Below are 26,215 nucleotides of genomic sequence, written 5' to 3'. Positions count from 1 at the left end.
ATCCCAATATAGGATGGATGGATGCATTGCACCAGTGCATGCCAAGCGATTTTCCACTGCTGACACAACTTGTCAGCTATCCGGTTGTTGGCCACGCTCTGGCGCGTTACGATTTGCCGGATAAGTGGGGGACACGCACCATGACAATTTCCATGTATCAGGCTTCCGTGCCGGTTTTCACGCGCTTGCTCGGCAATTGCGCGGCGTTCCTGCAAAAGGCCGAAACTTACGCATTGACACGTGACACCGATGCCTACCCCCTGTTGGAGCAGCGACTGGCACCGGACATGTTTCCCCTGAAAATACAGGTGCAAATTCTGGCGGATGGCGTCCGAGGGTGTACGGCCCGGCTTGCCCGGCATGAATTGCCCGCGCCCGATGACTGGCGCTATGCGGTGTTCAATCGCGGTTATCATCAGGATTTCCAAGAATCGGAGCAGAATTTTGCCACGCTGACAGCCTATATCCGCGACACCGTTGACTACCTCCAGACAATCCGCCCCGATGAAATCGATGGAACGGAGGAATTGCCGGTGGAGGTAACGTGGCGCGGCAACACGCGGCATTTCCAAGGACTGCCGTTCCTGCGCGATTACGTGCTGCCGAACTTCTATTTTCACCTGACGATCAGCTACGCCATCCTGCGCATTGCCGGCGTTCCACTGGGCAAACAGGATTTTGAAGGTATGCCTGTTTATGTGAGTGTGCCGACATTGGGATGAGGAGTATCCACCCGCCTTTGCCCTGTTGTTTCGTGTTCGTGGTTCGTGGTTCGACAAGCTCACCATGAGGGAGAGGGGTGATGAAAGGGAGCCAAGTTCTGCAACCCTTGCGCTGCAATCTCTGCGATTAGCATTGCATCCACCCAAGCCCCTCATGGTGAGCCTGTCGAACCACGCACGATGTTACTGCAACCATCAATTTAAAAAAAATCACACCAACTTATCCAACACCATCCCACCTCGCTTATTCTGATGGTGTCCTTTCCGGCGGGAATGCTCCGGAAAACTTTCTGAAGTCAGGAAAGGATCGGTGATTTCGTCTGCGGAACTGACAATCCTGCAGATGAAAAGGTTTTATCTCTCAAGGATAAACCAGTCATCGAGGCGGGTGATCCGGGAGTTTTCTTGGCTCAAACAGGAAAGTTCTCGGGGGAACGCACTGATTAGACTACCAATACCAAGACTTCCGCGTTCTGCTTTGGATCGCCCGTCTTTCCCACCTTATCAATAGCCAGACGCGAAAGCGGGCGTGGTGATGGGGAAGCTTGTTCTGCAACTGCAATGTTGGGGATGGATTCACCCCCCTCTGTCCTGTCGGACATCTCCCCCACAAGGGGGAGATCAGCTGTCATTACAGCCTTTGCACAATCTGCAACGTTTCCTGTTGTGGGAAAGCGTTACTGTCAATGTGATCTCCCCCCTTGTGGGGGAGATGCCCGACAGGGCAGAGGGGGGTGAGCGCCGCCGGTGCATGGTTCGCGGTTCGTGGTTCGACAAGCTCACCATTTCCTTCTGCAAACCCATTGGCAAACAACGCCCCTGAACTACCACATTGCTCTCTCTTGCCCTCGCCGCGCCACATCCCTACTCTTTGCCCATCATGAAAGGGAATGCGATGCGGTTTGAAGGAACAGCGGCTTATGTGGCCGACAAGGATTTGATGGTGGCGGTCAATGCGGCGATTGCGCTGGAGCGCCCGCTTCTGGTCAAGGGTGAACCCGGCACCGGCAAGACCGAGCTTGCCCGGCAGATCGCTGCGGCGCTTGATCTGGAATTGATCGAGTGGAACGTCAAATCCACCACCAAGGCGCAGCAGGGTCTCTACGAATATGATGCGGTCAGCCGTCTGCGTGATTCGCAGCTTGGTGATGCCAAATTCAACGATATCGCCAACTACATCAAACCGGGCAAGTTGTGGAATGCCTTCACGACCGACAAAAAAGTTGTGCTGCTGATCGACGAGATTGATAAGGCCGATATCGAGTTTCCCAATGACCTTTTGCAGGAACTCGACCGTAACGAATTCCATGTCTACGAGACGGGCGAAACAATCCGCGCCGTGCACCGGCCAATCGTCATCATTACTTCAAACAATGAGAAGGAGCTGCCCGACGCTTTCCTGCGCCGCTGTTTCTTCCACTATATCCGCTTCCCCGATGTCGACACGCTGACCAGAATCATCGAAGTGCACTATCCCGGCATCAAGCAGAATCTTGTTCGTGCCGCCCTCACCCAATTCTACGAGATCCGCGATGTGCCGGGCTTGAAGAAGAAGCCGTCAACTTCCGAAGCGCTGGACTGGATCAGGCTTCTCGTTGCCGATGACATTGCGCCGGAGGATTTACGCGCTGATCCCAAAAACGCTTTGCCCAAACTGCACGGTGCATTGCTGAAGAACGAGCAGGACGTGCATCTGTTCGAACGGCTGGCCTTCATGGCAAGGCGGCAGGGCTAGCATTGTGGCACCCATTGAAATCAAGAAGGTGCTGATCTACGCGACGCATCAAGGAAAACTTCTGGTCTTCGACGAACCGGATTTTCCCCATGTCGCGTTGCAGGTGCCCGGCGGCACGGTTGATCCCGGCGAGGATATTTTAACCGCAGCCCGCCGGGAATTTTGCGAGGAGACGGGCCTACCCTGTCCCGGACAGATGAACCATCTGACAACCGTCCTCTATGAGTTTCACAAGCCAAAAGGGCTGCAACATCATCGCCGCAGCTTTTTCCATGCACCGCTCGACCCACCATTGGCGGACACATGGGAGCATTACGAGAATTTCTCGCATGGCGGCGAACCGCCGATCCGCTTTCGTTTTTTCTGGATGAGTTTTGCCGAAGCGCGGGACAGGCTTGGCTTTGGCATGAACCAACTGCTTGATCGGATACCCCAATGAGTTTGACCATTCGCCCCATCCAGAAAGCCGATGAACCCGAATGGCGCCGCCTCTGGACCGCCTATCTGACATTCTACGAAACATCCGTAGCTGAAGACGTTTATCAGACGACATTCAAGCGGTTGCTTTCCGGCGGCGAGCATGAATATCGCGGCTTTCTCGCCGAGGTTGATGGCAAGCCTGTCGGTCTTGCGCACTACCTTTTTCACCGCCATTGCTGGACCATTGCCGATACCTGCTATCTGCAGGACCTTTACGCCGACCCGGAAATACGTGGTCAGGGCATTGGCCGCGCGCTGATCGAAGCTGTCCATATGGAGGCGACCAAGGTTGGCTCGCAATACGTCTATTGGACCACCGCCCATGACAACGAAACGGCCCGCAAACTTTATGACCGCATCGGTGAACTGACCCCATTCATTGAATATCTGAAAATGGTATAATCGCGTCATGTTCATTCCCTTCTTTCTCGAACTGAAAGCTGCCAAAATTCCCGTATCGCTGCGGGAATATCTGACATTGCTTGAAGGGTTGGATGCCGGGCTGGTGACCTATGATGTTGAGGGGTTCTATTACCTTGCCCGCTCGGCACTGGTAAAAGATGAGCGGCATATGGATCGCTTCGATCAGGTTTTCGGCCATGTCTTCAAGGGACTGGAATCCCTGACCGGCGAGAACGGTATCGACATTGCCAATCTCCCGGAGGAATGGCTGCGGCGTCTTGCGGAAAAACATCTGACCGAAGAAGAGAAAAAGCTGATCGAGGCGCTTGGTGGTTTCGACAAGCTGATGGAAACATTGCGCCAGCGGCTGGAAGAGCAAAAGGGCCGCCATCAGGGCGGGTCAAAATGGATCGGCACCGCTGGCACCTCGCCGTTCGGCGCCTATGGCTATAATCCGGAAGGCGTGCGGATCGGTCAGGATGAGGGCCGCCATGGCCGCGCGGTGAAAGTCTGGGACAAGCGCGAATTCAAGAATTTCGATGACAGCGTGGAGCTTGGCACCCGCAATATCAAGGTTGCGCTGAAACGCCTGCGCCGCTGGGTGCGTGAGGGCGCGGATGATGAGCTTGATCTGTCAGGCACCATCAAATCAACCGCCGAGCACGGCTATCTCGATGTGCAGACCCGCCCGGAGCGGCGCAACCACGTCAAGCTGCTGATGTTTTTCGATGTCGGCGGTTCCATGGATGAGCACATCAAGATTGCCGAAGAACTGTTCTCCGCCGTGCGCTCGGAATTCAAACACATGGAGTATTTTTATTTCCACAATTGCCTCTATGAGGGCGTATGGAAGGACAACCGCCGCCGCCATGCGGAAAAGATTCCGACGCTTGATGTGATCCACAAATATGGATCGGACTATAAGGTCATTTTTGTCGGCGACGCCGCCATGGCGCCCTATGAGGTGTCTCATCCGGGTGGGTCGGTCGAACACTGGAATGAGGAAGCTGGTGCAATCTGGCTCAGCCGCGTGCTCGATCACTGGAAAAATGCCGCCTGGCTCAATCCATCAAAAGAGCAGTACTGGGGCTATACCGCCTCAACCGCAATGGTCCGCAAGATTTTCGCCGATCGCATGTATCCGATGACCCTTGCGGGTATTGAACAGGCAACACGGGAGCTTTCGCGCAGGCATTAGGTTGTGAGCGGTGTGGTTCGTGGTTCGTGGTTCGTGGTTCGTGGTTCGTGGTTCGTGGTTCGACAAAACAACCATGAGGGAGAGTGAGGATGCAAAGCTAATCGCAAAGGTTGCAGAACTTGACTCCCACACCTCACCCCTCTCCGTCATCCTCGGGCTTGACCCGAGGACCCACGGCTAAGAAGCTCAAACGAACTTGGAGCTGGGCGCTATTTAATTATGGGTCCTCGGGTCAAGCCCGAGGATGACGGAGATTGGGGGCTACAGGGAGTCAAGTTCTGCAACCTTTGCGATTAGCTTTGCATCCTCACTCTCCCTCATGGTTGTTTTGTCGAACCACGAACCACGTGCTATGCAGCTAATTTGCAACCATCAACCAAACGAATAACCCGCACCGCGCACAGTGCGGATCGGATCGATCGAGCGGCCAATATTGATTGCCTTGCGCAGCCGTCCGACATGGACGTCAACAGTGCGATCATCCACATAAATGTCAGCACCCCAGACATTGTCCAGCAACTGACCGCGTGAGAAAACCCGGCCGGGGGACTGCATCAAAAATTCCAGCAGACGGAACTCGGTTGGGCCAAGCTTCAACTCGCGCTCCTTGCGGAACACCCGGTGCTGCTCGCGATCAAGCTTCAGATCGCCAAAGCTCAGCACATGCGACAGAAGGCTGGGATTGACCCGGCGCAACATGGCCTTGATACGGGCGAGCAATTCCGGTGTCGAGAACGGCTTGACCATATAATCATCAGCACCCGTCGCCAGACCGCGAACCCGTTCGCTTTCTTCGCCGCGTGCTGTCAACATGATGATCGGCAGGATTTCCGTCTCGCGCCGTGCACGCAGGCGGCGGCAAAGTTCGATGCCGGAAAGGCCCGGCAGCATCCAGTCGAGGATGAGCAGGTCTGGCACTTTTTCACGCAGCGCAATTTCGGCCTCGTCGCCGCGTGCAATCGTCTCGACGACATAGCCTTCGGCTTCAAGATTGTACCGGAGAAGGACGCTCAGCGCTTCCTCGTCTTCGACAACTGTGATTTTGGGAGCTATCGCCATTTCTGGGTTCCTGATTAAGGCTGTCTGGCTTCATCAACGATGATGCTGTGGGTCTGGTCTTCCTTGGGCCGTTCGGCTGGAAGCTGTGCACCCGTCACGATGTAGTAGACCGTTTCAGCAATATTCGTCGCATGGTCTCCAATGCGCTCGATATTCTTGGCGCAGAAGAGAAGGTGCGTGCAGGCGGAAATGTTGCGCGGATCTTCCATCATGTAGGTCAGAAGTTCGCGGAACAGCGATGTGTAAAGCGCATCGATTTCATCATCGCGCTCGCGCACAATATTGACCTGCTGCACGGAACGCGTCGCATAGGCGTCGAGCACATCCTTAAGCTGCGTCAGGGCGAGTTCCGCAATGGTCTGCAGGCCGCGATAGACGGACAGCGTCTGGCGTGTATCGGTAACGGCAACAACGCGCTTGGCAATGTTCTTGCCCAGATCGCCAACCCGTTCGAGATCGGACGAAATACGGATGGCGCCGATGATTTCGCGCAGATCAATCGCCATGGGCTGGCGCTTGCCGATGATGGTGATCGCTTTCTCGTCAATCTCGCGCTGTCCAGCATCGAGAATAAGATCATCGGAAATAACGCGCTGGGCCAGTGCATTGTCTGAATTCACCATGGCGGTGACGGCCTGTTCGACCATGCGTTCCGCATGGCCGCCCATCTCGGCGATCTTGTGGGTCAGGAACTTCAGTTCGTCGTCATAGGAACGGACGGTATGCTGCGTCTCGGTCATTTTTTTATCCCTGTTTCCCGTGATTAGCCGAAGCGTCCGGTGATGTAGTCCTGCGTGCGCTTTTCCGTCGGATTGGTGAACATCATTTCCGTATCACCCACCTCGACAAGATTACCCAGATGGAACATGGCCGTGCGCTGCGAAACGCGGGCCGCCTGCTGCATCGAGTGGGTCACGATGACGATGGTGTAGTTCTGGCGCAACTCGTCAATGAGTTCTTCGACCTTCGCCGTAGCAATCGGATCAAGCGCCGAGCAGGGCTCATCCATCAGGATGACCTCAGGGCTGACCGCGATGGCGCGGGCGATGCACAGGCGCTGCTGTTGGCCACCGGACAGACCTGTGCCGGCTTCATGCAGGCGGTCCTTTACCTCGTCAAACAGGCTGGCGCGGCGCAGGCTCTTCTCAACGATCTCTTCCAGCTCCTGCCGGTTCTTGGCAAGGCCATGGATGCGTGGGCCATAGGCAACGTTTTCGAAGATGGACTTCGGAAACGGATTGGGCTTCTGGAACACCATGCCGACGCGGGCGCGCAGCTCCACCACGTCGATCTTCGGATTGTAGATATCCTCTTCATCGAGCGTGATCTTGCCGCCGATCTTGCAGCCTTCAATCGTATCATTCATGCGGTTCAGCGAACGCAGGAAAGTGGACTTGCCGCAGCCGGATGGACCGATCAGCGCTGTGACCATCTTCTCAGGCACATCGAGGCTGACACCGAACAGGGCCTGTTTTTCACCATAATGAACGGTGACATCCTTGCCCTGCATTTTGATCGTATTGACCTGTGCACTCATTTTGTCGTTTACCGCTTTTTCGAGAGATCGTTCTGTCATCAGATTCATGGTTCGCTCCCGTTTTACCAGCGACGCTCAAAGCGGCGACGCAGAATGATGGCTCCAATATTCATGACTGCAAGAAACAGAAGCAGCACGATGATAGCGCCTGAAGTGCGTTCCACAAAGGCGCGTTCCGCCTCGTTGGCCCACATATAAATCTGCACCGGCAGCGCAGTCGAAGGATCAAGCGGCGTAACCGGATAATTGGCGACAAAGGCCACCATACCGATCAGCAGCAGCGGTGCCGTTTCGCCCAGCGCATGGGCAAGGCCGATGATCGTGCCGGTGAGAATACCGGGTGCGGCAAGCGGCAGCACGTGATGGAACACCATCTGCGTTTTCGATGCACCGACACCCAGCGCCGCAGCGCGGATGGATGGTGGCACGGCGCGCAAGGCAGCGCGCGTTGCGATGATGATTGTCGGCAGCGTCATCAAAGTCAGGACAAGACCGCCGACCAGCGAGGCAGAGCGCGGCAGACCGAAGAAGTTGATGAATACGGCCAGCCCGAGAAGACCGAACACAATGGACGGAACCGCGGCCAGATTGTTGATATTGACCTCGATAATATCGGTCAGACGGCTCTTCTTGGCATATTCTTCCAGATAGATGGAAGCCGCCACGCCAATCGGCAGTGAAAGGCAGAGCACGATCAGCATCATGTAGAGCGAGCCGATCAGCGCAACACCAAGACCCGACGTTTCGGGACGGCTCGATGCGCCGAAGGTGAACAGGCCTGTGTTGAAGCGCTGTGCCATCACCCCTTCCTTGGCGAGGGCATTCATCCAGGCGACCTGACGGTCAGACACCTTGCGGTTTGCCTGATCGACAGTCAGGTCGATCTGCCCTTTGAAGGCGGAGTCGATATCACCGCCGGTCAGAACCCAGAGATTCTGTGTCGTGCCGATCAATGCCGGATTGCCGGCGACAAGCTCACGCACCTGGCTACGCGAACCATCGGATACGAGCTTGCTCAACTCACGGATGGCGGGCTTGTCATCAAGGCTGACGCCGAGCTTTTCCGCCAGCGCATTGCGCACCAGAACAGGATAGTTCGCAGTCAGCAAAACCGTTGGGTCGGTGGCGCGTTTGTTGGTCGGATCGATGATCTTCTCGTCGAGCTTGACCGAGAGATTGAGCTCCGTCTGCCAGAAGGCAGTGTAGCCGTTCGAGATAACCGAATAGAGCAGCGCAACCAGAAAAAACAGACCGATGGCAATGGCTATGATGCCGTAGAGTTTGAACCGGCGCTCGGCCGCATAGCGGCGCTTGAGGCCAATATCGCGCCTGATCACTTTGGCTGGGGCAGTTGTTGCAGGATTGAGAGTTGTGTCGGTCATTCGTACTGCTCCCGGTACTTACGCACGATGTAAAGCGCGAAAATGTTCATCGCCAGAGTGATAAAGAAAAGGGTGAGGCCGAGGGCAAATGCCACCAGCGTCTGCGGTGAATTGAATTCCAGATCACCCGTCAGCTGGTTGACGATCTTGACGGTAATCGTCGTCATGGCATCGAATGGATTGATATTGAGGTTGGCGGCAACACCGGCGGCCAGAACCACGATCATGGTTTCACCAATGGCGCGCGATGCGGTGAGCAGCAGCGCACCGACAATACCAGGCAATGCGGCAGGAAGCACAACCCGGCGTATCGTTTCCGATTTTGTCGAGCCAAGACCGAGAGAGCCGTCGCGCAACGAACCGGGTACTGCCGTGATAATGTCATCCGACAGTGACGAGACAAACGGGATCAGCATCACGCCCATGACGATACCGGCTGTGAGCACGCTCTGTGCCATGATGAACGGATAACCGCCTGAGATCGCCGCGCTGAGATCACGCAGGAACGGCCCGACTGTGACGAGGGCAAAGAAACCATAGACAATCGTCGGGATGCCCGCGAGCACTTCAAGCAGCGGCTTGACCACCGAGCGCACGCTGCGGCTGGCATATTCAGCCATGTAGATCGCGGCGAAGAGTCCGACGGGCACCGCAAAGAGCATGGCGACCAGCGCGATATAAAGCGTACCGGCAAGCAGCGGGATCAGGCCGAACTGGCCCTGCGTTGCATCACCACCAGCGGCGGAAAAACGCGGATCCCATACGGTGCCGAAGAAGAAACTGGAAGGGGTCACTGACTGGAAGAAGGTGATCGTCTGGAACAGCATCGACAGAACGATACCGACTGTTGTCAGGATCGCGATTGTCGAGGCGGCAAGCAATGCCCCGAGAATGATCCGTTCAACATTGTTGCGTGCCCGCGTGCGGACATTGACGCCTGACAGGCCAAAAACAGCACCGGCCAGCGCAAGGACAATCGCAACTATCGCACCGATATTGTTGGCGCGGGCCGTGCTCTTGTTCCACTGAATGGCAATCGGGATCATGAAATCCTGACCTTCCGTCGCAAGGGCAACGCCCTTCTCGGACAGAAGCGGACGCAATTCGGAAAAGGTCGTTGGCAGATTTGCACGTTCCTGATCGGTCAGCTTGTTGAGGCCGCGCGCGATACCGCTGACCATGCCGATTTCAAGACTTTGACTGGCAATGACACTCTGGTCGTTGTGGGCAGGCAAACTGGCAACCGCCTGATGTTCGATATAAAAGCCCGAGGCAACCGCCCAGACTGCAATAAAGATAACCGCTGGCAATACCGAAACCAGAAAAACCCACCAGCCGTGATAATGCGGCAAGGAATGGGCCTTGATGCTTCTGTCGTCCTTGCGGACCGCGCGCTGGCGGCCGAGAACAAACCCGACAATACCAATCGCAATGACAATCACTAAAACCAATAAGCTGGACATCAACGCTTCCCCGATCTGTCCTGTAAACTAGGTCGCAAGCTCATGGATGCGGTCGAATAACAGAAGACCAGATTCAAAAGCGTACCGCCTGAAGAAGAACTGGCGCGGACAGGCATTCCCGACCGCGCCAATTATGGGGCTTACTTGCCAGCCATCGTCTTGCCGGCGGCAAAGGCAGCGCGCTGAGCTTCACGCTCTGCATCCGGTGCAGCAACCAGACCGTATTCTACCAGTGGGCTTTCCGGACCAACCATCTGGTCAGCAAGGAAGAAGTCCACATATTCCTTCAGGCCAGGAATAACGCCGAGATGCGCCTTCTTGACGTAGAAGAACAGCGGGCGCGAAACCGGATACTTGCCTGTAGCAATGGTTTCCGTGCTTGGCTTGATGCCGTTGACGGTAGCAACCTTCAGCTTGTCGGCATTGTTTTCGTAGAAAGCGAGGCCGAATACGCCAACACCAGTCTTGTTGGCATCAATGCGAGCCAGTGTTTCTGGATAGTCGCCATCGATGTCGATTGCCTTGCCGTCCTTGCGGATTGCGATACAGGCAGCAGCGGCAGCCTTTTCGTCAAGGCCAGCAGCCTTGATGGCATCAGCAGCGCCAGTGGCTTTGCAACCGCCAGTCATCAGCTTTTCTTCGAAAACTTCACGGGTGCCGTGCTTTTCGCCAGGAATGTAGGCAGCGATGTCCCAAGCTGGCAGCTTGGCGTTGACCTGATTCCACTTGGTGTTTGGATTGGCAACGAGCTTGCCGTCAACAACGATCTGTGCAGCAAGTGCTGTGTAGACGTCCTTAGGCTCCAAAGCCCAATCGGGACCCTTGATGTCGGTCGCAAATACGATGCCATCATAGCCGATACGGATTTCTTCAACGTCCTTGACGCCTGCATCGACGCAAGACTTCAACTCTGTGTCCTTGATTGGACGCGAGGAATTGGCAATGTCGATGGTGTTTTCGCCGACGCCCTTGCAGAATTCCTTGATGCCGGCACCCGAACCACCGGATTCAACAACCGGAGTCTTGAACTTGGGGAAAGTCTCGCCGAAAGCTTCAGCGACGATCTTGGCATATGGCAGCACTGTGGATGAACCGCTGACCTGAATCTGGTCACGAGCGGATGCGCCAACTGTCGTGGCAATCACGGAGATCGCAATCAGAGCAGTGGTGGAAATAAGCTTGTTCATAGGAGCAGCTCCTGTTGGATTAACTGTGTGACGCCTCCGACGTCGTCTGCCGTCTATAGAACCAATATAACAGTCATATGACAGTAATGTTACAGTTCTGTAGCGCGACCTGTGCACGGACGGCGTCCCGTGCTGAATCAAAAATCCTTCTAAAACCATCAAGTTAACCGTCTATGCACTTTGCACAGCTTTGCGCATTCAAGAGAAGATCAACGATTCCAGTGGGTTCATGTCATTCAATTGCGACACTCGCGGAAGTTGTGCAGCCGCACTGCGTGGGGGGACAACGTCGTCCCCAAACACTGGTCTCAAAAAAGTTTGATTGCAAGCGACGGATTGTCCCGCTCGGGCCGTTTAAGCCGATACAGATGACAATCTCCCGAAAGGAAAGTTTTATGAAATTGAAACGCCCAGCCGCTCTTCTTGCTGTCTTATCCTTGTCTTTGGCGGCGCCTGCGGCAATGGCCGCGCCAAAAGCGGATACCAACGGCGATGGCACCATTTCGCTGGCTGAATACCAGACGGCGGCGCGGACACGGCTGCTCAAGCTTGACACGGATGGCGACGGCAAGCTGTCGCTTGAGGAATGGCTGAAGCGCCCGGCGCCGAAGAATGCCAAGCGCGACCCGGCGGCAGTCTTCAATCGCCTCGATACCAATCATGACGGCTTCATCGATGCCGCAGAAATGGATATTGTGTCGAAGAAGCGGTTTGAGCGCCTCGACAAGAATTCCGATGGACAATTGTCGAAGGAAGAACGCCATCCGCACAAGAAGGATGCCACAGACAGTCCGCAGGAGTAACGGCAAGCGTGCAAAGCCTTGGACAATCGCAAGACGGATGAAGAACTGCTGGTCCGGATCGGTCAGCACGACGACGCTGCCGTCAGGACCATGGTTTCAAGAAAGCTGCCGCGCCTGCTTGCCATGGCCGTGCGGATGCTTGGCGACAGGCACGAGGCTGAAGATGTAACGCAGGAAGCCTTTGTCAGGCTCTGGCGTCAGGCAGGCAAATGGCAGTCCGGCCGCGCGACTTTTGATACGTGGTTGCACCGGGTGACGCTCAACCTCTGCTACGACAGGCTGCGCCGCCATCGCGAACAGCCGGTAGCCGAAGCACCCGATCGTGCTGATCCGGCACCCGGCCCGGAAGAGACGCTTTCAACCCAGGACGAAAGCGACCGGATCAGAAAAGCCCTAGCCTCCCTGCCAGACCGGCAAAGGGAGGCGATTGTGCTGCAATATTATCAGGAATTCACCAATATCGAGGCGGCTGAGATCATGGATATAAGCATTGAAGCACTGGAAAGCCTTCTGGCCCGCGCCCGCCGTAATCTGCGGACGATCTTGCAAGAGGCCGATGAACAGGAGAAAACCCGATGACACTGGAGCGTTTTCACGAACTGACTGAGATCTACGGCGCAGATACCAGGCGATGGCCACCGCCGGAACAGGCAGCGGCTATCACCTTTATCAAGGACTATCCCGATCTTGCCCAATCCGCACTCAAGGCAGCCGCAGAACTCGACAGCCTGTTATCTGGCTATCAGATCGCCCAGCCGGACGCGGCACTGCGCGAGCGGATCATCGCCGCATCGGGCAAATCACGGTCTGGCTGGATGCGGGCACATCTTTGGTGGCAAGGCACCGGCCTTGCGGGCATTGGCCTCGCCGGCGCTGTCACCGGCGCGCTTGTCATCGGCGTCATCCACTCCGCGGAAACCCGTGGATATGAGGATCAGGCCTATGCCGTCACCGCTTTCAACATCTCTGATGAACTGGACGAGTAAATGAGCGAACGATCACGCAATATACTCCTCGTCGCCTCGCTTGCGCTGAATGTCTTCATTGCCGGAGGCGTGATTGGCGGCGGATATATCTGGCACACATTTGGCCATTCCTGGGCGACGGAAAATCGACGCGGTGTCCGTTTTGCCGCCGAATATCTGACGCCGGAACAGCAGAAGACCTTGCGCCAGAACCTGTCGGCAGCACGCAAGGACAATATACCTTTGGCCGATGCCGGACGCGCAAGCCGCACCGAGATTGCCCGGCTGCTGGCGCAGGATGTCATTGACCCGGTTGCCATCAATGCCGAATTGACCAAAGCGCGTGAAGCGGATTTCGCCCTGCGAACCCGCATTGAACAGACAATCGTCTCCTTCGCCGAAAGCCTTTCGCCCGAGGATCGCAAGGCACTGATTGATGGCCTGAAAAAACGCAACATCATCATCAGGCAGGCGCCCGCAAAAAAAGAATAGGCACCGGCGACGGATTCTTTTGGCTCCCCCGTTCAATGACTGTCGATGCCAGACAGGCGGCGAGCGGAGAAGACCATGGGTACCACGGCAACAGATGCGACAGCTGCCATTGCGGTCAATCGCTTTGGTTTGGGCAAGCGGGCAAGCGAGCCGCTTCCATCCGACCCGCAGCATTGGCTGCTTGATCAGATCGGGCAATACACAGCCCAGCCGCCAGCTTTTGCGGCGATGCAAGCCACCCGCGACATCGCAACAAATTACGCCAATGACCGGGAAAAGCTGCAGGCGCTTGATGGCGACGCGAAGATTGCGCTGCGGCAGGAGTTGAACAAAGCGGCCCGGCTGCTTTATCGCAGCGAGATCGATGCGCGAGGCCTCAATGCTCTGCAGACACCCACACCGTTCATGGAAGCGCTCGTTCATTTCTGGTCGAACCATTTCGCCGTTTCAGCCGACAATCCCCCGATGCTCAGCCTTGCGGGTGCTTTTGAGCGTGAGGCAATCCGCCCGCATATAACAGGGCGCTTTACTGACCTGCTGTTTGCCGTCGAGCAGCATCCGGCCATGCTGATCTATCTCGACCAGATACGCTCCGCTGGCCCCGACAGCCTGCTTGCCAATCGTGCCAGGAAGCGCAATGCCGACGGGCTGCCGGGCATCAACGAGAATCTCGCCCGCGAGATCATGGAGCTGCACACGGTCGGCGTCGGTTCCGGCTACACCCAGAAGGATGTAACGGAATTTGCCCTCGCCCTGACCGGATGGTCTGCCGGAGGGATGGGCGGCAAGGCCGATACCAGCGAGGCCGGTATTTTCCAATACCGTCCCGGCCTGCATCAGCCGGGTGACCGATTGATACGCCGCCGTGTCTATGGACCATTAGGCGAAGATCAGGCGGGCGCCGTTCTGAAAGATCTGGCCAGCGATCCGGCAACCGCCCGGCACATTGCTACAAAACTCTGTCGCCACTTTATCTCAGACACGCCCTCAAAGGCCGCTGTCGATCGGGTCAGCAAGGCATTTCTCAGCTCGGACGGGGATTTGCCAACGGTTTACAGAGCACTCATTGAATCGCCCGAAGCGTGGGTGGCACAGGCCACCAAGATCAAGACGCCGTGGGAGTGGCTGGTTTCAGCCATGCGCGGTCTGGATTATCCCGATCTCGGCAAAGCCAGTTTCTCCAATCTCTTGAACCAGCTTGGCCAGCCGGTATGGCTGCCGCGTTCACCCGCCGGTTATGACGACATCGCCGCCAGCTGGCTTGCGCCAGATGCGCTCGTTCGGCGGGTTGAAGTATCCCAGCGGCTGGCCGCGAAGGCAGACCGCAGTCTGAAGCCGGACGAATTGGCGAGCAATCTTCTTGGAAACACACTGAGCAGCACGACGGCAACGGAAATCAACCGCGCCGAATCCATCCAGACGGGCATCGCCCTTCTGCTTGTTTCACCGGATTTTCAACGGAGATGAGCATGACCAACCGCCGTGACTTCCTGCGTCTGGCCGCAATCGGTGCGGGATCGATGCTCGTTGCGCCCCGCATTGTCTTTGCCAATGTCGCAACCGACCGTCGCTTCGTCTTCATCATCCAGCGCGGTGCCGCCGATGGCCTCAACATCGTCATTCCCTATGCGGACCCTGCCTATGCACAACTGCGTGGCAAGCTTGCGATTGACGTCGCCGACGCCATCAAACTTGACGGCACGTTTGCTCTGCATCCCTCACTTGGCAATATGGGAACACTCTATACCAACTGGCAGGCACTTTTTGTGCATGCCGTCGCCTCGCCTTACCGTGAGCGTTCGCACTTTGACGGCCAGAATGTACTCGAAACCGGCGGCACGAGCCCCTACCAGCTCCGGGATGGCTGGCTGAACCGGCTTGTGACGCTCCTGCCGAAATCCGCCGATAAGGCCATTGCTTTCGCCCCGACGATACCTGCTGCCTTGCGCGGTTCGGCTGACGTTACATCCTATGCACCGTCGAACCTGCCCGAAGCCCCCGATGACCTGTTGTTGCGGGTTGCGCAACTCTACGACAAGGATCAGCAGTTTCACCCTGTCTGGAGCGCTGCCATGGAAGCGCGCGGCTTTTTCAAGGACATGGAAACACGCCAGAACCCAGCAGCGGCGGGTAGAACGGCTGCCGAAGCGCTGGTTCGAACCGATGGTCCACGCATTGCCATGATCGAGACCAGCGGCTGGGACACCCATAGCGGGCAGGACAACCGGCTCGGTAATCAGCTTAAGGCGCTTGATGCGATGATCGACGCCATGCGCGACGGGCTCGGTGATGCCTGGCAGCAGACCACCGTCCTCGTGGCAACCGAATTTGGCCGCACCGCCGCCGCCAATGGCACGGGAGGAACCGATCACGGCACGGCGACCACGGCGCTTGTTCTGGGCGGAGCGGTGCAAGGTGGCCGCATTCTCACCGACTGGCCGGGCCTTGCCGCAAGCGCCCTTTACGAAAACCGCGATTTGAAACCCACCATGGATCTCGATGCGCTGATTGCGGCTCTTGCCGCTGAAACCTTCGGCCTCGACCCGGAGCGCACCATGAAAACGCTCTTTCCGAACCGCCCCTTTGACCGGTCCCTGCACGGACTGATCAACACCTGAACCATCAACCAACCCCAGAAGAGGTTATTATGAGAACAATCCTTGCTATCATCGCTGCTGGCCTTATAGCCGTCGGCACCTTGGCCGGAGCGCAAAGCGCCAGCGCCATGCCACTCCTGCCCATGCAGGGCGATCATCTGCAATCCCAGGCTGAGCCTGTCTATTGGCGGCGCGGCTACTATAATTGGCACGACGGTTATTACTACAACGGCCATCGCGGCTATGGCTATTTTCGGCCCGGTTACCGTTTCTATCGCGGTTACTGGTTTCCGCTCGAAGCATTCGGGCCAAGAACCGTGATCATCGAGCGCCCCGCGCCAATTATTGTGCATCGTCGGCCCATCATTATTTATCGCTAAGCCGCTCACCGTCATCAAGGTGCATTGACAGGCACAGCCAAGTCCCATAGTTATCAAGTCATCCGATGACTTTGGGACTTGATCCGAATGCAACCCGCAGCCCGCACCAATCTGGCCGAAACAGCCATTGATAATATCCGCGCGGAAATCATCACCAATCGCTGGCCGATTGGGGAGCGCATCCCCAATGAAGCCGCACTGGCCGATATGCTTGGCGTCAGCCGCGGAACTGTGCGTGAAGCGGTGCGGGTGCTTGTCGCACAGGGCTTTCTGGAAACCAAACAGGGCTCGGGCACCTATGTCCGCTCGATCAGCAATCCCGATGAAAGCTTGCTCCGCATCCGGCGCACTGGCCTGCGCGATCAGGTCGAGACGCGCTGTGCGCTGGAAGTTGAGGCGGCAAGACTGGCAGCCATGCGCCATACACCTGAAGTCATTGCCGAGTTGCGGCAGCTATTGGCTGAGCGCGGCGAATATAACGCTTCCAGACATGATTTATATGTCGAACAGGACCTCGCTTTTCACAAGGCGGTTGTCGCGGCATCGGGCAATTTTGCCCTCATCGAAGTCTACGAATTCTTTTCGGTTTCCACTCAGGAAATCATCCGGGCGACCGTAACGGGCGAACTCCCCGAACCCGATATGGCCGCTCACGCAGCCATTATCGATGCGATTGCCTCGGGAGACCCTGACAGGGCCGCCTCGACCACCCGCACCTTCATGGCCCCCATCCTTATTGAACTTGATCGGTTGCTTGCATCATGAATCAGCACTCCAAGACTGAACATTCCCGGCTCTCCACGGATCTCGATATTGCCGCCGAACAACTTGTCGATGCGGAAGTGGACAGCATTCCCCAGCCGCGCGTGCCTGATTTTAAAAGCCGTGGCGCACAGGTTCTGTTCGGCCTCAGTCTTGTGCTCATCGCCTATAACCTCCGTCCGGTTTTCTCCAGCGCGTCGGCGCTTTTGCCCGAGATCATTTCGCAGACGGGGCTTTCGTCCTTTGGTGCAGGTGTTCTCACCACGCTGCCGGTTTTGTGTCTTGGTGTATTCGCCCCGCTGGCCCCGCGCCTTGCCCAGCGGATCGGCGCGGAACGCACGCTTTTGGGTGTTCTTCTGCTGCTTGCTCTCGGCACGGCATTGCGCGGACTGGAATCCCTGCCCTTGCTGTTCATCGGCACGGCACTGGCCGGCGCCTGTATCGCCATTGGCAATGTGCTGCTGCCCGGTCTCGTCAAGCGCGATTTCGCCAGCCGTACCGGGATGATGACCGGCCTTTACACCATGGCGCTCTGCGCCGGTGCCGCAAGCGCTGCGGGACTGACCCTGCCCGTTCAGAAGATGCTTGACGGATCGTGGTCGCTTGCACTCAGCGCCTGGGCACTCCCCGTCCTCATTGTCGCCGCGATCTGGCTGCCACAGGCCCTTGCCCGCAAGGTGCGTACCAAACATGCGGGCTTCAAGGTGGTTGGCCTGTGGCGTGACCGTCTGGCATGGCAGGTTACCCTGTTCATGGGGCTGCAATCTGCTCTCGCCTACTGTGTCTTCGGCTGGCTTGCGCCAATCCTGCGCGATCGCGGGCTGGATGGAACAACCGCCGGTGTTGTCGTCTCCGTCTCTGTAATGGCGCAGGTCGTCACCTGCCTGCTCGTTCCGTCCTTTGCCGTCCGTTGCAAGGACCAGCGCCTCATCAATGTTGGGCTTGCTACGATTGCGGTTATCGGTCTGCTTGGCCTGTTGTTTGCGCCGCTCTCCACGATCTGGTTGTGGGCTATTATTCAAGGCATCGGTCAGGGGGGCCTCATCGCCATCGCCATGACAATGATCGTGCTGCGCTCGCCGGATTCGCATGTCGCGTCGCATCTTTCGGGCATGGCCCAATGCATTGGTTATATGCTGGCTGCCATTGGCCCACTGCTCGTTGGCCTGATCCACAGCGCGACCGAAAGCTATGCATCAACGGCTATTCTGTTTGTTCTGCTGGGGATTGGCGTTGCCGTTTTCGGCTGGGGCGCGGGGCGCGCCTTGCATGTGAACGCCCGCACAATCACCCTGTGAACGGCAGCTAACGGCGGCATTCATCACCGGTTCAGCCGAGGCGCTTTATATCTGTGGTCAACACTTAATGTTGAGGACCGCATCATGAAAAAGACACTCGCTGCTCTGCTGGTTGCCGCCGTATCGTTCAGCGCAATCAGCCTCCCATCGGCTCCGGCCCAGGCAGGCGGCTATTATTCCTACGACGATGACAGCTGGTCCGGCGATCGCTATTACCGTGATCGTTACGACGATGATTATCGCGACCGGGACTACTATCGTGACCGCGATTACCGTTCTGATCGCCGCCACAAAAACCGCGATACAGCAATCATCGCCGGTGTTGCAGGTCTCGCGCTCGGTGCCGTGATTGTCGGATCGCTTGCCAAGCAGAACCAGAACCGCGCACCGGTTTATAATCGTCAGTTAAACCGTGACCGGCTGATCTACAATCCGAATTACTAAGGCCAAAAGAAAAGGCGCGGCAACTTCCACAGCTTGCCCCGCCTTTTTTATTTCGGAGCAGTATCGACCTAAGCTTCGATATCCACATCCTTGGTTTCCTTGCCGATCACCAATGCAATCAGCGTCAGGACAGCCATTGCCGAGAGATAGACGCCGACCCAGAACGGGCTACCGCCACCAAGCTTCCACAGGGCAATAGCGATAAAGGGGGCAACCGCGGCGCCGAGAATCGACGAGACATTGTAGGAAATACCCGATCCCGTATAGCGCATGCTCACCGGGAACAGCTCCGGAAGCAATGCGCCCATCGGGCCAAATGTCATTCCCATCAGGGCAAAGCCCAATATCAGCCAAGCCATGACGCCAGCTGAACCCAGCGACAGCATCGGCACCCACAAAAGCCCGAATACGGCAATCGCAAGGGTCACCCAGATCAGTGTTTTGCGGCGGCCCCAGCGGTCGGCCCATGGACCGGAGGCCATGGTGAAAATGCCGAAGAACACCACACCGACAATCATCATCAGAACAAACGTCGTATAGTCATAACCAAGACCGGCAATTGGTCCTGTTGTTGCTGCGCGGCCATAGCTGAGCGAGAACGTCGTCATCAGATAGAACAGCACATAGGTGGCAAGCATGTAGAAAGTGCCAAGCACAAGCTGCTTCCAGTGTGACTGGAAGACGGAAACCAGCGGGACCTTCTTGATCTCGCCTTTGCTCACTGTTTTCTCGAAGGCTGCGCTTTCAACCAGATTAAGCCGTACCCATAGGCCGACAATCACCATGACAGCCGAGAACAGAAATGGAATGCGCCAACCCCAATCGAGAAACGCGAGGGATGGCCGTGATGGATCATCCGATGGCAGGATTGCCGCGATGAGCAGGAACAGGCCATTGGCGATAATGAAACCTATGGGAGCGCCAAGTTGCGGAAAGGTGCCATAGATGGCGCGTTTTCCAGCGGGTGCATTCTCCGTGGCCACCAGTGCAGCACCGCTCCATTCACCACCCAATGCGAAACCTTGCGCCAGACGCAGCACAACCAGCATGGCAGGTGCAAACCAGCCAACACTGGCAAAGGTCGGCAAAACGCCGATGAGAAACGTGGCAATACCCATGGTCAACAGGGCGCCGACCAGTGTGATTTTCCGTCCGCGCTTGTCGCCAAGATGGCCGAAGAAGATCGCGCCAAGCGGGCGCGCCACCATGGCCGCGCCAAAGATGGCAAAGGACGACAGGAGAGCCGTGGTCTCATTGCCTGGAGGGAAAAACAGATGCGGGAAAACGAGAACAGCAGCGGTTGCGTAGACATAAAAGTCGTAGAACTCGATGGTGGTGCCAATCAGGCTGGCCAGAATAACGCGGGAACGCGAATTGGCAGGTGCCTTTACAGACAGCTGCGCTGTGGATACGGACATTGAATTTACTCCCTGACGGCCGAGGCAGCTGCCCCAACGCGAATGTCGGCAGATCACATCATTCGAAAGAAGTGGATCGTGAAAGAATAGGTGGGCGCGTTGACGAGTATACCCGGCGCGCGGTCAGTTCAAGCGATATCAGTCACCGCTGGGTGAGACAGAGATTTCGTGCCGCTTGTCAGGTGAAGCCGAGTTGGATTAACTTTGAGCAAATAACACTCATTTTATTTGCTTGAGGTACAGATCATGTCGACCCGATCAGCGGTTGAATTTGCGGCCTTTGTTGCCAAGAATGGCCCCGGACCGATGAGGGTGATGCAGTCGCAATGGCGCACTGACCGCACTCTCATCGAGATGGCGAAAATCGTCATGATGAAAAGCGGCGGCAGGGCCGAAGAATATATCAACCACTATATGGACGGGACCGGAACGCCCAAATATTTTATGGCCAGCCAATTGTTGAATGAAGATTCAGGTGTTTCTCGTGGCTTCATCGACGCAATCAACAGCGAGGCAAAAAAATCCCCAATGAAGCCAGGTCAAAAAGGCCGCTATTGGGTAAAGCAGGCGTATTACACCAACAAAGACTGGTGGATGGCCCTTGGCTCATTTCCGCTCGACTGGGTGTATATGGGAGAGCGCCAGAGCAACGGAACATCTATGCTGGAACTGACTATCTCCGGCAAAAATGAATATAAATGGCATCCAGACGAAGATCGCGAAACGAAACTGGTTCATCAGGCCGCCGACCGGTTGCGTCACCCGCAAACCAATGTGCTGGATATTCTTCAACCGACCCAACCTGCCGCTAATTTCTGGATGTATGCAACGCCTTGCACATATCTTGTGCCCTATTCCGGCGCCTATGCCTAATTAGAACCCGAGAGCGATAACTCCTCCCGGTGCTTGATGGCATTTGGGGGAAACACGGCAGGCTTCAGCGTTTAAAGCGGCAAGAGGGAACCAACAGTTCTCTCTTGCCCAATACCTCAAATCCGGAAGCGCCGATCAGACCATGCCGAGCGCGTTCATATAAAGCTCGAGGATCGCTTCTTCTTCCTTGCGCTCATTGGCGTCTTTCTTGCGCAGGCGAACGATCGTGCGGATGATCTTGGTGTCATAGCCGCGCCCCTTGGCCTCAGCCATCACTTCCTTGATGTCGTCCTGAAGGGTGGTCTTTTCTTCCTCAAGGCGCTCGATGCGCTCAATGAACTGCCGCAATTCCGCAGCCGCAACACCTTCGACACCACCCTGTGGCGCTACATCATCCATGCTCATATTCTGCTCCGTAAAAATTGATTGTGCGACTCGGAAGCGCCGCCTCTGGGGTTCCGATGCCCGACCCGCCTAGGATGAGTCAAGACACATCAAGTTTCATCGCAAGATAGTTGTGTTTGATTCATCATTCCGGGGGGCTTGCGCTGCCCATGGTGTGGTTCGTGGTTCGTGGTTTGACAAGCTCACCATGAGGGAGAGTGTGGATGTAACGCTAATCGTAAAGATTGCAGAATAAAGCTCCCCTCATCCTGAGCCTGTCGAAGGGCCTCATGGTGAGCTTGTCGAACCACGAACCAATCTCACCACCCACACCCTCAATGGGAAGGCTTGTTCACTTCAAATGCAGTTTTTTGCGCATCGCTGGCCTCGCGCTGATACTTGGCCTGCCATTCGGCATAGGGTTCGCCATAGATGATCTCGCGGGATTCATCCTTTGAAATGGCAATACCCGCCCCGTCAGCGGCTTCCCGATACCAGTTGGACAGGCAGTTGCGGCAGAAACCGGCCAGATTCATCAGGTCGATATTCTGAACGTCGCTGCGTTCGCGCAGATGCTCCACCAGGCGCCGGAACGCCGCCGCCTCAAGGGCAATACGCTGTTCTTCCGTAAGATCGTTCATGTTCAAACTTCCTCCAGTGGGCCGGTTCGCGAACCATATTGCCTGACAACATGCATATCGGGATCAGCATTGATGGCTTCAAGGATTGGTGCCAGACGATCGGCCCATTCGCTGATGCCAGTCTCATCGGCGATCAAATCCTGCCGCACCTCGATCAAGGCATGGGCGAGGCCCGGCACGATACAATGTTTGAACATCGTGTCATTGCGCAGTGCCCCGTCATAGGGCTCGTTATCCCCGACCACCAGTTGTGGATCAGCCTCCAAAGCCTTGATGAGCGGCAGAACCGCGCGCGGATCGCTGTCCCAGAGAATACCCGCATGCCATGGCCTTGGCGTCGTCTTCCAGAATGCGGTGAATGAATGGATGGAGATGACCAGCGGTGCCTTGCCGCTTACCTTGGCAACCGCATCGATCCTATCCGCGACCGCATCATGATAGGGGCGATAGAAAACATTCACGCGTTTTTGATGTTCGGCTTCCGGCATTGGATTGTTTCCCGGAATAATCGCGCCATCGGACAGGCGCATGATCAGCGTTGGATCGTCCTCTCCCCGGTTTGGATCGATCAGCAAACGGGAAAAGCCGCCAAGCACCGCCGGAACATCCAGCATAACAGCCAGTTTCCGGGTCAAAAGCTCGACACCGATATCATAGGCAATATGCCGTTCAAACTGCTGTGGTGGCAGACCAAGCGAGCCATATTCCTCGGGCAAATCGCGGCGGGCGTGATCAGCCAGCAGCACCAGACCTCTGGCCTCGTTGCCATTGACAAGATGGAAAGGGGAAAACGGCATAGGAACGTTCTCTTGCGCGATTATTCGGGAGATTTTTTTGTGTTTCACGCCCTGACTGCGAATGCAACCACCAATCTTTTGTCGCAGTGGTCAAGGAACTGCACGTTAGGCCGATTAGCGCGTTGACAATGCACGTGAAACTGCGGAAAAGGAGTCTAAGACGGACGGAGGCAATATTGCGCAGGGGCATCATTTTCCGCGCTGACCAGCATCAGCGGACGCGATTGAGCAGCTTTCTAGCGGCTTTTTTATTCATTTTCGTAGCAGGCAGTGTCTTTGCGCCGGAGAAAGCCCATGCCGATTTTCGCGTGTGCAACACCACACAAAATCTCGTCGGCGTCGCGCTTGGTTATCGGGCGAAGACGGGCTGGATCACGGAAGGCTGGTGGCACGTCAATGCGTCCTCCTGCACCACACTGGTCGTTGGCCCACTGACGTCGCGCTATTACTATCTCTATGCCGAGGACGCTCAGAGCGGCGGCCGCTGGGATGGCAAGGTGAATATGTGCGTGGCAGAAAACCAGTTCAAGATTACCGGTATCAATGATTGTTTTGCGCGCGGGTTCCAGCGCGCGGGATTTCAGGAGTATGATACCGGGGAACAATCAAGCTGGATGGTCCAGCTTACGGAAGAAACTCCTCCCTCAGCTCCAATTGTAACGGATACCCCTCCTCGATGAGACGTCGCCGTAAGGTCAAAATCCTCGCCACTCTGGGTCCCGCTTCTTCAGACGAAGCGATGATTCGCAAACTGTTTGAAGCCGGTGCCGACGTGTTCCGCATCAATATGAGCCATGCCAGCCATGAACTCATGCGCGAACTTGTCCGCCGCCTGCGCAACGTCGAAAAGGAAGTGGGCCGGCCAATCGGCATTCTGGCCGACTTGCAGGGACCGAAACTGCGTGTCGGCAAATTCGCCGAAGGTAAGGTTGACCTCGTTCCGGGACAGATTTTCACGCTCGACAACAACGAGGCGCTGGGTGACAACACCCGCGTATTCCTGCCACATCCGGAAATTCTGGAAGCTGTCGAAGCCGGGCACCGTCTGCTTGTTGATGATGGCAAGCTCGCTCTGGTCGCGGAAGCGTCCGATGGCAAGTCCATCACCTGCCGCGTGGTATCAGGCACCAAGATATCAGACAAGAAGGGCGTCAGCCTGCCCGATACAACGCTCGGCGTCAGCGCGCTGACGGAAAAGGATCGCCGCGATCTTGATGCCGTCCTGCAGGAAGAAGTCGACTGGGTGGCCCTGTCCTTTATTCAGCGGCCGGAGGATCTTGCCGAAGTACGCAAGATCTCGCGCGGCCGCGTTGCATTGCTCTCGAAGATTGAGAAGCCGCAAGCCGTTACCCGCCTTGCGGAAATCATCGAGCTTTCCGATGCGCTGATGGTGGCGCGCGGCGATCTCGGTGTTGAAATGCCACTGGAATCCGTTCCCGGCATTCAGAAGCAGATCATTCGCGCCTGCCGCAGGGCAGGCAAGCCTGTTGTCGTTGCCACGCAGATGCTGGAATCGATGATTACTGCAGCGGTACCGACACGCGCCGAAGTTTCCGACGTGGCAACTGCCGTGTTCGAAGGCGCTGACGCTGTGATGCTTTCCGCAGAATCCGCAGCGGGCGATTATCCGGTGGAAGCCGTATCGACCATGGCGCGCATTGCCGAAGAGGTTGAACGCGATCCCAACTATCCCGGCATCATTCACGCCCAGCGCCCCGAACCAAATGCAACGGGGGCCGACGCCATTTCGCTGGCAGCCCGCCAGATCGCCGAAACGCTCAACCTGTCCGCCATCGTCACTTACACGGCGTCAGGCACCACAGGTCTGCGTGCAGCGCGTGAACGGCCTTTGTTGCCGATCATCGCCCTGTCGCCGGTTGTCGAGACAGCGCGCAAGCTCTCGCTCGTCTGGGGCCTGCACTGCGTTGTGACCGAAGATGCGACCGACCTTGACGATATGGTCGATCGCGCCTGCCATATCGCTTATCAGGAAGAGTTCGGCAATCCGGGCGACCGCATCATCATTTCAGCTGGTGTGCCGCTGCGCACCCCAGGCTCAACCAATATGCTGCGTATCGCCTATATCGGTTCGGACGGTCTGACCGGTATCTAAGATTACTGTTCGGGTTGGTGGTAATAGGCCGCCAGCCCGAAATAACCTTTTCGCGGCTCCATCTGCCCGGCAGATAAGAATGTGAAAAACTAGGTGCGCTGACCCGCCAGATCGTCAGCCAGTTCGCCCGCCTGCTTCTGTGCCTCGCGCATCATGGGGTAAACGTTGAGAACCTGCTCAAAAGCGTGCAGGGCAGCTTCCTTCTTCCCCGTATCCTTCAAAATAGCAGCCAGTCCGGCCAGAGCGCCAAAATGGCGTGGCTCCAGCGACAGCGTCTTCTGGATATCGGCCATGGACCGCCCGTAATCATTCATCAGGAAATTGACCGTGGCGCGCCGGTTCCAGCCTTCGGCAAAGTCCGGCTTCATCACCGTGACCTGATCGAGGAAATCCAGCGCAACCGAATATTTCTTTTCGGCCATGGCACCGGCGGCCCATTGCATCATCAGATCAATGCTTGCACTGCCGGAATTCTGCCATTGGGTCTGGATCTGCTCGGCAATGCGGGTGGCCTTCATCTCGTTGCGTTCTCGCTTCAAGGCGGAAAACAATTCATTGAGGCGATCAGCGCGCTTTTCCGCCAGAGTTTTGTCCGGCAGGGATACGGCCTGTGGCGCAGCCGCAGAGGGGAGTGTTTGCGGCGAAGCCGCGGGAGTGCGCGTTTGCGGCGAAGCCGCTGGAACATCTGTCCCGGATTTATCCTGCGCCAGCGCAGCCGCTGACGGCATCACAAGAAAACAACTAACCAGAATAGCAAAAACGTTCCGCATGATCAGGATCGTAATCCGTATCAGCGAAACGTCAAATGCAAATAACCGTGAAACGGTAAATCAGCCCTGGCGCGCTTTGAAACGCGGAGCAGTCTTGTTGATGATGTAGATGCGGCCCTTGCGGCGCACCAGCTGATTGTCACGATGACGGCCTTTAAGAGCCTTAAGCGAATTCTTGATCTTCATTTCAGCACCGGTATCTTTACGCCCGAAACCGGGCACCAATAATAAAGCGCGCCTCATAAGCGCGCCGGAAACACGTTGCGGGGAAATAGCCAAGGAATGCCCCGATTGTCAACTCCCGACTCATGAT

General features: G+C 56.5%; 30 protein-coding genes. 18 read left to right on the top strand and 12 right to left on the bottom strand.

All coding sequences use genetic code 11. The features are described from left to right. Window positions 1-38: 38 nt before the first annotated feature. The 5 genes from BLU05_RS10780 (at window position 39) to BLU05_RS10755 (ending at window position 4,537) form a co-directional block, all read left to right on the top strand. Entirely contained in the window at window positions 39-722 is a 684-nt protein-coding gene (locus BLU05_RS10780; RefSeq protein WP_210184601.1) for a DUF1993 domain-containing protein, read from the top strand. A gap of 895 nt (window positions 723-1,617) precedes the next feature. Beyond that, the gene (locus tag BLU05_RS10770; protein ID WP_091879831.1) at window positions 1,618-2,457 is read left to right on the top strand and encodes an AAA family ATPase; all 840 of its coding nucleotides are present in this window, start codon (window positions 1,618-1,620) and stop codon (window positions 2,455-2,457) included. A 4-nt stretch (window positions 2,458-2,461) separates the two neighbouring features. After that, window positions 2,462-2,896, top strand: coding sequence for an NUDIX hydrolase (locus tag BLU05_RS10765; protein ID WP_244518263.1), 435 nt, complete (start codon window positions 2,462-2,464; stop codon window positions 2,894-2,896). Continuing rightward, on the top strand, window positions 2,893-3,339 hold the full coding sequence (locus tag BLU05_RS10760) for a GNAT family N-acetyltransferase (protein ID WP_091879828.1): 447 nt from the start codon (window positions 2,893-2,895) through the stop codon (window positions 3,337-3,339). The genes BLU05_RS10765 and BLU05_RS10760 overlap by 4 nt, the downstream gene beginning before the upstream one ends. A gap of 7 nt (window positions 3,340-3,346) precedes the next feature. Further along, entirely contained in the window at window positions 3,347-4,537 is a 1,191-nt protein-coding gene (locus BLU05_RS10755; RefSeq protein WP_091879826.1) for a vWA domain-containing protein, read from the top strand. 372 nt (window positions 4,538-4,909) lie between these two features. Here the strand turns inward: BLU05_RS10755 and phoB are convergent, their stop codons facing one another. The 6 genes from phoB to BLU05_RS10725 all read right to left on the bottom strand — a co-directional run bounded on the left by phoB (window position 4,910) and on the right by BLU05_RS10725 (window position 11,165). After that, window positions 4,910-5,596 carry a phosphate regulon transcriptional regulator PhoB gene (gene phoB, locus BLU05_RS10750; RefSeq protein ID WP_162700294.1) on the bottom strand — a complete coding sequence of 229 codons (687 nt, stop codon included), beginning with the start codon at window positions 5,594-5,596 and terminating at the stop codon, window positions 4,910-4,912. A gap of 14 nt (window positions 5,597-5,610) precedes the next feature. Continuing rightward, a complete protein-coding gene (phoU, locus tag BLU05_RS10745) occupies window positions 5,611-6,336 on the bottom strand; it encodes a phosphate signaling complex protein PhoU (RefSeq protein ID WP_091879825.1) in 726 nt (241 codons plus the stop codon). Window positions 6,337-6,359: 23 nt separating this feature from the next. Continuing rightward, window positions 6,360-7,133 (bottom strand): phosphate ABC transporter ATP-binding protein PstB, encoded by a 774-nt coding sequence (gene pstB / locus BLU05_RS10740; protein ID WP_244518316.1) that lies wholly within the window; start codon window positions 7,131-7,133, stop codon window positions 6,360-6,362. A gap of 62 nt (window positions 7,134-7,195) precedes the next feature. Beyond that, entirely contained in the window at window positions 7,196-8,515 is a 1,320-nt protein-coding gene (gene pstA, locus BLU05_RS10735; RefSeq protein ID WP_091879822.1) for a phosphate ABC transporter permease PstA, read from the bottom strand. Continuing rightward, complete coding sequence (gene pstC / locus BLU05_RS10730; RefSeq protein WP_091879821.1) at window positions 8,512-9,978, bottom strand: phosphate ABC transporter permease subunit PstC; 1,467 nt, start codon at window positions 9,976-9,978, stop codon at window positions 8,512-8,514. The genes pstA and pstC overlap by 4 nt, the downstream gene beginning before the upstream one ends. Window positions 9,979-10,118: 140 nt before the next feature. After that, window positions 10,119-11,165, bottom strand: coding sequence for a substrate-binding domain-containing protein (locus BLU05_RS10725; protein WP_091879820.1), 1,047 nt, complete (start codon window positions 11,163-11,165; stop codon window positions 10,119-10,121). 395 nt (window positions 11,166-11,560) lie between these two features. Here BLU05_RS10725 and BLU05_RS26175 point away from each other — a divergent pair, with 395 nt between their 5' ends. From BLU05_RS26175 to BLU05_RS10675, 10 genes are all read left to right on the top strand, one after another. Continuing rightward, a complete protein-coding gene (locus BLU05_RS26175; protein ID WP_175540566.1) occupies window positions 11,561-11,968 on the top strand; it encodes an EF-hand domain-containing protein in 408 nt (135 codons plus the stop codon). 18 nt (window positions 11,969-11,986) lie between these two features. After that, window positions 11,987-12,547, top strand: coding sequence for an RNA polymerase sigma factor (locus BLU05_RS10715; RefSeq protein WP_091879817.1), 561 nt, complete (start codon window positions 11,987-11,989; stop codon window positions 12,545-12,547). Then, complete coding sequence (locus tag BLU05_RS10710; RefSeq protein WP_091879815.1) at window positions 12,544-12,954, top strand: hypothetical protein; 411 nt, start codon at window positions 12,544-12,546, stop codon at window positions 12,952-12,954. The genes BLU05_RS10715 and BLU05_RS10710 overlap by 4 nt, the downstream gene beginning before the upstream one ends. Then, window positions 12,955-13,425, top strand: coding sequence for a periplasmic heavy metal sensor (locus BLU05_RS10705; protein WP_091879814.1), 471 nt, complete (start codon window positions 12,955-12,957; stop codon window positions 13,423-13,425). A 75-nt stretch (window positions 13,426-13,500) separates the two neighbouring features. Beyond that, a complete protein-coding gene (locus BLU05_RS10700; protein ID WP_091879813.1) occupies window positions 13,501-14,892 on the top strand; it encodes a DUF1800 domain-containing protein in 1,392 nt (463 codons plus the stop codon). Window positions 14,893-14,894: 2 nt separating this feature from the next. Then, complete coding sequence (locus BLU05_RS10695; RefSeq protein WP_091879812.1) at window positions 14,895-16,043, top strand: DUF1501 domain-containing protein; 1,149 nt, start codon at window positions 14,895-14,897, stop codon at window positions 16,041-16,043. Between the two features lie 29 nt (window positions 16,044-16,072). After that, on the top strand, window positions 16,073-16,402 hold the full coding sequence (locus tag BLU05_RS26415; protein ID WP_244518261.1) for a hypothetical protein: 330 nt from the start codon (window positions 16,073-16,075) through the stop codon (window positions 16,400-16,402). 87 nt (window positions 16,403-16,489) lie between these two features. Beyond that, window positions 16,490-17,167 carry a FadR/GntR family transcriptional regulator gene (locus BLU05_RS10685; protein WP_091879811.1) on the top strand — a complete coding sequence of 226 codons (678 nt, stop codon included), beginning with the start codon at window positions 16,490-16,492 and terminating at the stop codon, window positions 17,165-17,167. Further along, on the top strand, window positions 17,164-18,462 hold the full coding sequence (locus BLU05_RS10680; RefSeq protein WP_091879809.1) for a CynX/NimT family MFS transporter: 1,299 nt from the start codon (window positions 17,164-17,166) through the stop codon (window positions 18,460-18,462). Before BLU05_RS10685 ends, BLU05_RS10680 begins: the two co-directional genes overlap by 4 nt. Before the next feature lie 84 nt (window positions 18,463-18,546). Continuing rightward, complete coding sequence (locus BLU05_RS10675) at window positions 18,547-18,906, top strand: hypothetical protein (RefSeq protein ID WP_091879808.1); 360 nt, start codon at window positions 18,547-18,549, stop codon at window positions 18,904-18,906. Window positions 18,907-18,974: 68 nt separating this feature from the next. On the opposite strand, the gene BLU05_RS10670 is transcribed toward BLU05_RS10675, so the two are convergent. After that, complete coding sequence (locus BLU05_RS10670) at window positions 18,975-20,324, bottom strand: MFS transporter (protein ID WP_091879806.1); 1,350 nt, start codon at window positions 20,322-20,324, stop codon at window positions 18,975-18,977. 315 nt (window positions 20,325-20,639) lie between these two features. On the opposite strand from BLU05_RS10670, the gene BLU05_RS10665 reads away from it, so the two are divergent. After that, on the top strand, window positions 20,640-21,197 hold the full coding sequence (locus tag BLU05_RS10665; RefSeq protein WP_139210430.1) for a hypothetical protein: 558 nt from the start codon (window positions 20,640-20,642) through the stop codon (window positions 21,195-21,197). Between the two features lie 135 nt (window positions 21,198-21,332). Here the strand turns inward: BLU05_RS10665 and BLU05_RS10660 are convergent, their stop codons facing one another. From BLU05_RS10660 to BLU05_RS10650, 3 genes are all read right to left on the bottom strand, one after another. Further along, window positions 21,333-21,602 (bottom strand): DUF2312 domain-containing protein, encoded by a 270-nt coding sequence (locus BLU05_RS10660; protein ID WP_175540565.1) that lies wholly within the window; start codon window positions 21,600-21,602, stop codon window positions 21,333-21,335. 314 nt (window positions 21,603-21,916) lie between these two features. Then, window positions 21,917-22,222 carry a DUF1244 domain-containing protein gene (locus tag BLU05_RS10655; protein ID WP_091879803.1) on the bottom strand — a complete coding sequence of 102 codons (306 nt, stop codon included), beginning with the start codon at window positions 22,220-22,222 and terminating at the stop codon, window positions 21,917-21,919. Between the two features lie 2 nt (window positions 22,223-22,224). Further along, window positions 22,225-23,019, bottom strand: coding sequence for an N-formylglutamate amidohydrolase (locus BLU05_RS10650; RefSeq protein WP_091879802.1), 795 nt, complete (start codon window positions 23,017-23,019; stop codon window positions 22,225-22,227). A gap of 254 nt (window positions 23,020-23,273) precedes the next feature. Between BLU05_RS10650 and BLU05_RS10645 the strand changes: the two genes are divergently transcribed. After that, window positions 23,274-23,699: a DUF1036 domain-containing protein gene (locus BLU05_RS10645; protein WP_091880253.1), complete on the top strand. Its 426-nt coding sequence runs from the start codon at window positions 23,274-23,276 to the stop codon at window positions 23,697-23,699. After that, a complete protein-coding gene (pyk, locus tag BLU05_RS10640; RefSeq protein WP_091879800.1) occupies window positions 23,696-25,132 on the top strand; it encodes a pyruvate kinase in 1,437 nt (478 codons plus the stop codon). The genes BLU05_RS10645 and pyk overlap by 4 nt, the downstream gene beginning before the upstream one ends. A gap of 89 nt (window positions 25,133-25,221) precedes the next feature. On the opposite strand, the gene BLU05_RS10635 is transcribed toward pyk, so the two are convergent. Next, a complete protein-coding gene (locus tag BLU05_RS10635) occupies window positions 25,222-25,902 on the bottom strand; it encodes a tetratricopeptide repeat protein (RefSeq protein WP_244518259.1) in 681 nt (226 codons plus the stop codon). 60 nt (window positions 25,903-25,962) lie between these two features. Continuing rightward, window positions 25,963-26,088 (bottom strand): type B 50S ribosomal protein L36, encoded by a 126-nt coding sequence (gene ykgO, locus BLU05_RS10630; protein WP_091880250.1) that lies wholly within the window; start codon window positions 26,086-26,088, stop codon window positions 25,963-25,965. Window positions 26,089-26,215: the final 127 nt, after the last annotated feature.

This window comes from Phyllobacterium sp. OV277 (assembly GCF_900104355.1).
Lineage (GTDB): Bacteria > Pseudomonadota > Alphaproteobacteria > Rhizobiales > Rhizobiaceae > Phyllobacterium.
The sequence above is the reverse complement of the archived record's forward strand: the minus strand, read 5'-3'. Positions and strand labels throughout refer to the sequence as shown.

What these genes read in the sequence shown, in the direction of transcription:
- BLU05_RS26175 (WP_175540566.1), top strand. Translation starts at nt 11,561, where the DNA reads ATGAAATTGAAACGCCCAGCCGCTCTTCTTGCTGTCTTATCCTTGTCT.
- pstC (WP_091879821.1), bottom strand. Translation starts at nt 9,978, where the DNA reads ATGTCCAGCTTATTGGTTTTAGTGATTGTCATTGCGATTGGTATTGTC.
- BLU05_RS10665 (WP_139210430.1), top strand. Translation starts at nt 20,640, where the DNA reads ATGCAGTCGCAATGGCGCACTGACCGCACTCTCATCGAGATGGCGAAA.
- pstA (WP_091879822.1), bottom strand. Translation starts at nt 8,515, where the DNA reads ATGACCGACACAACTCTCAATCCTGCAACAACTGCCCCAGCCAAAGTG.
- BLU05_RS10695 (WP_091879812.1), top strand. Translation starts at nt 14,895, where the DNA reads ATGACCAACCGCCGTGACTTCCTGCGTCTGGCCGCAATCGGTGCGGGA.
- BLU05_RS10760 (WP_091879828.1), top strand. Translation starts at nt 2,893, where the DNA reads ATGAGTTTGACCATTCGCCCCATCCAGAAAGCCGATGAACCCGAATGG.
- phoU (WP_091879825.1), bottom strand. Translation starts at nt 6,336, where the DNA reads ATGACCGAGACGCAGCATACCGTCCGTTCCTATGACGACGAACTGAAG.
- BLU05_RS26415 (WP_244518261.1), top strand. Translation starts at nt 16,073, where the DNA reads ATGAGAACAATCCTTGCTATCATCGCTGCTGGCCTTATAGCCGTCGGC.
- BLU05_RS10680 (WP_091879809.1), top strand. Translation starts at nt 17,164, where the DNA reads ATGAATCAGCACTCCAAGACTGAACATTCCCGGCTCTCCACGGATCTC.
- BLU05_RS10650 (WP_091879802.1), bottom strand. Translation starts at nt 23,019, where the DNA reads ATGCCGTTTTCCCCTTTCCATCTTGTCAATGGCAACGAGGCCAGAGGT.
- ykgO (WP_091880250.1), bottom strand. Translation starts at nt 26,088, where the DNA reads ATGAAGATCAAGAATTCGCTTAAGGCTCTTAAAGGCCGTCATCGTGAC.
- BLU05_RS10675 (WP_091879808.1), top strand. Translation starts at nt 18,547, where the DNA reads ATGAAAAAGACACTCGCTGCTCTGCTGGTTGCCGCCGTATCGTTCAGC.
- BLU05_RS10770 (WP_091879831.1), top strand. Translation starts at nt 1,618, where the DNA reads ATGCGGTTTGAAGGAACAGCGGCTTATGTGGCCGACAAGGATTTGATG.
- BLU05_RS10655 (WP_091879803.1), bottom strand. Translation starts at nt 22,222, where the DNA reads ATGAACGATCTTACGGAAGAACAGCGTATTGCCCTTGAGGCGGCGGCG.
- pstB (WP_244518316.1), bottom strand. Translation starts at nt 7,133, where the DNA reads ATGAGTGCACAGGTCAATACGATCAAAATGCAGGGCAAGGATGTCACC.
- BLU05_RS10705 (WP_091879814.1), top strand. Translation starts at nt 12,955, where the DNA reads ATGAGCGAACGATCACGCAATATACTCCTCGTCGCCTCGCTTGCGCTG.
- BLU05_RS10780 (WP_210184601.1), top strand. Translation starts at nt 39, where the DNA reads ATGCCAAGCGATTTTCCACTGCTGACACAACTTGTCAGCTATCCGGTT.
- BLU05_RS10755 (WP_091879826.1), top strand. Translation starts at nt 3,347, where the DNA reads ATGTTCATTCCCTTCTTTCTCGAACTGAAAGCTGCCAAAATTCCCGTA.
- BLU05_RS10725 (WP_091879820.1), bottom strand. Translation starts at nt 11,165, where the DNA reads ATGAACAAGCTTATTTCCACCACTGCTCTGATTGCGATCTCCGTGATT.
- BLU05_RS10710 (WP_091879815.1), top strand. Translation starts at nt 12,544, where the DNA reads ATGACACTGGAGCGTTTTCACGAACTGACTGAGATCTACGGCGCAGAT.
- BLU05_RS10635 (WP_244518259.1), bottom strand. Translation starts at nt 25,902, where the DNA reads ATGCGGAACGTTTTTGCTATTCTGGTTAGTTGTTTTCTTGTGATGCCG.
- BLU05_RS10670 (WP_091879806.1), bottom strand. Translation starts at nt 20,324, where the DNA reads ATGTCCGTATCCACAGCGCAGCTGTCTGTAAAGGCACCTGCCAATTCG.
- pyk (WP_091879800.1), top strand. Translation starts at nt 23,696, where the DNA reads ATGAGACGTCGCCGTAAGGTCAAAATCCTCGCCACTCTGGGTCCCGCT.
- BLU05_RS10700 (WP_091879813.1), top strand. Translation starts at nt 13,501, where the DNA reads ATGGGTACCACGGCAACAGATGCGACAGCTGCCATTGCGGTCAATCGC.
- BLU05_RS10660 (WP_175540565.1), bottom strand. Translation starts at nt 21,602, where the DNA reads ATGAGCATGGATGATGTAGCGCCACAGGGTGGTGTCGAAGGTGTTGCG.
- phoB (WP_162700294.1), bottom strand. Translation starts at nt 5,596, where the DNA reads ATGGCGATAGCTCCCAAAATCACAGTTGTCGAAGACGAGGAAGCGCTG.
- BLU05_RS10685 (WP_091879811.1), top strand. Translation starts at nt 16,490, where the DNA reads ATGCAACCCGCAGCCCGCACCAATCTGGCCGAAACAGCCATTGATAAT.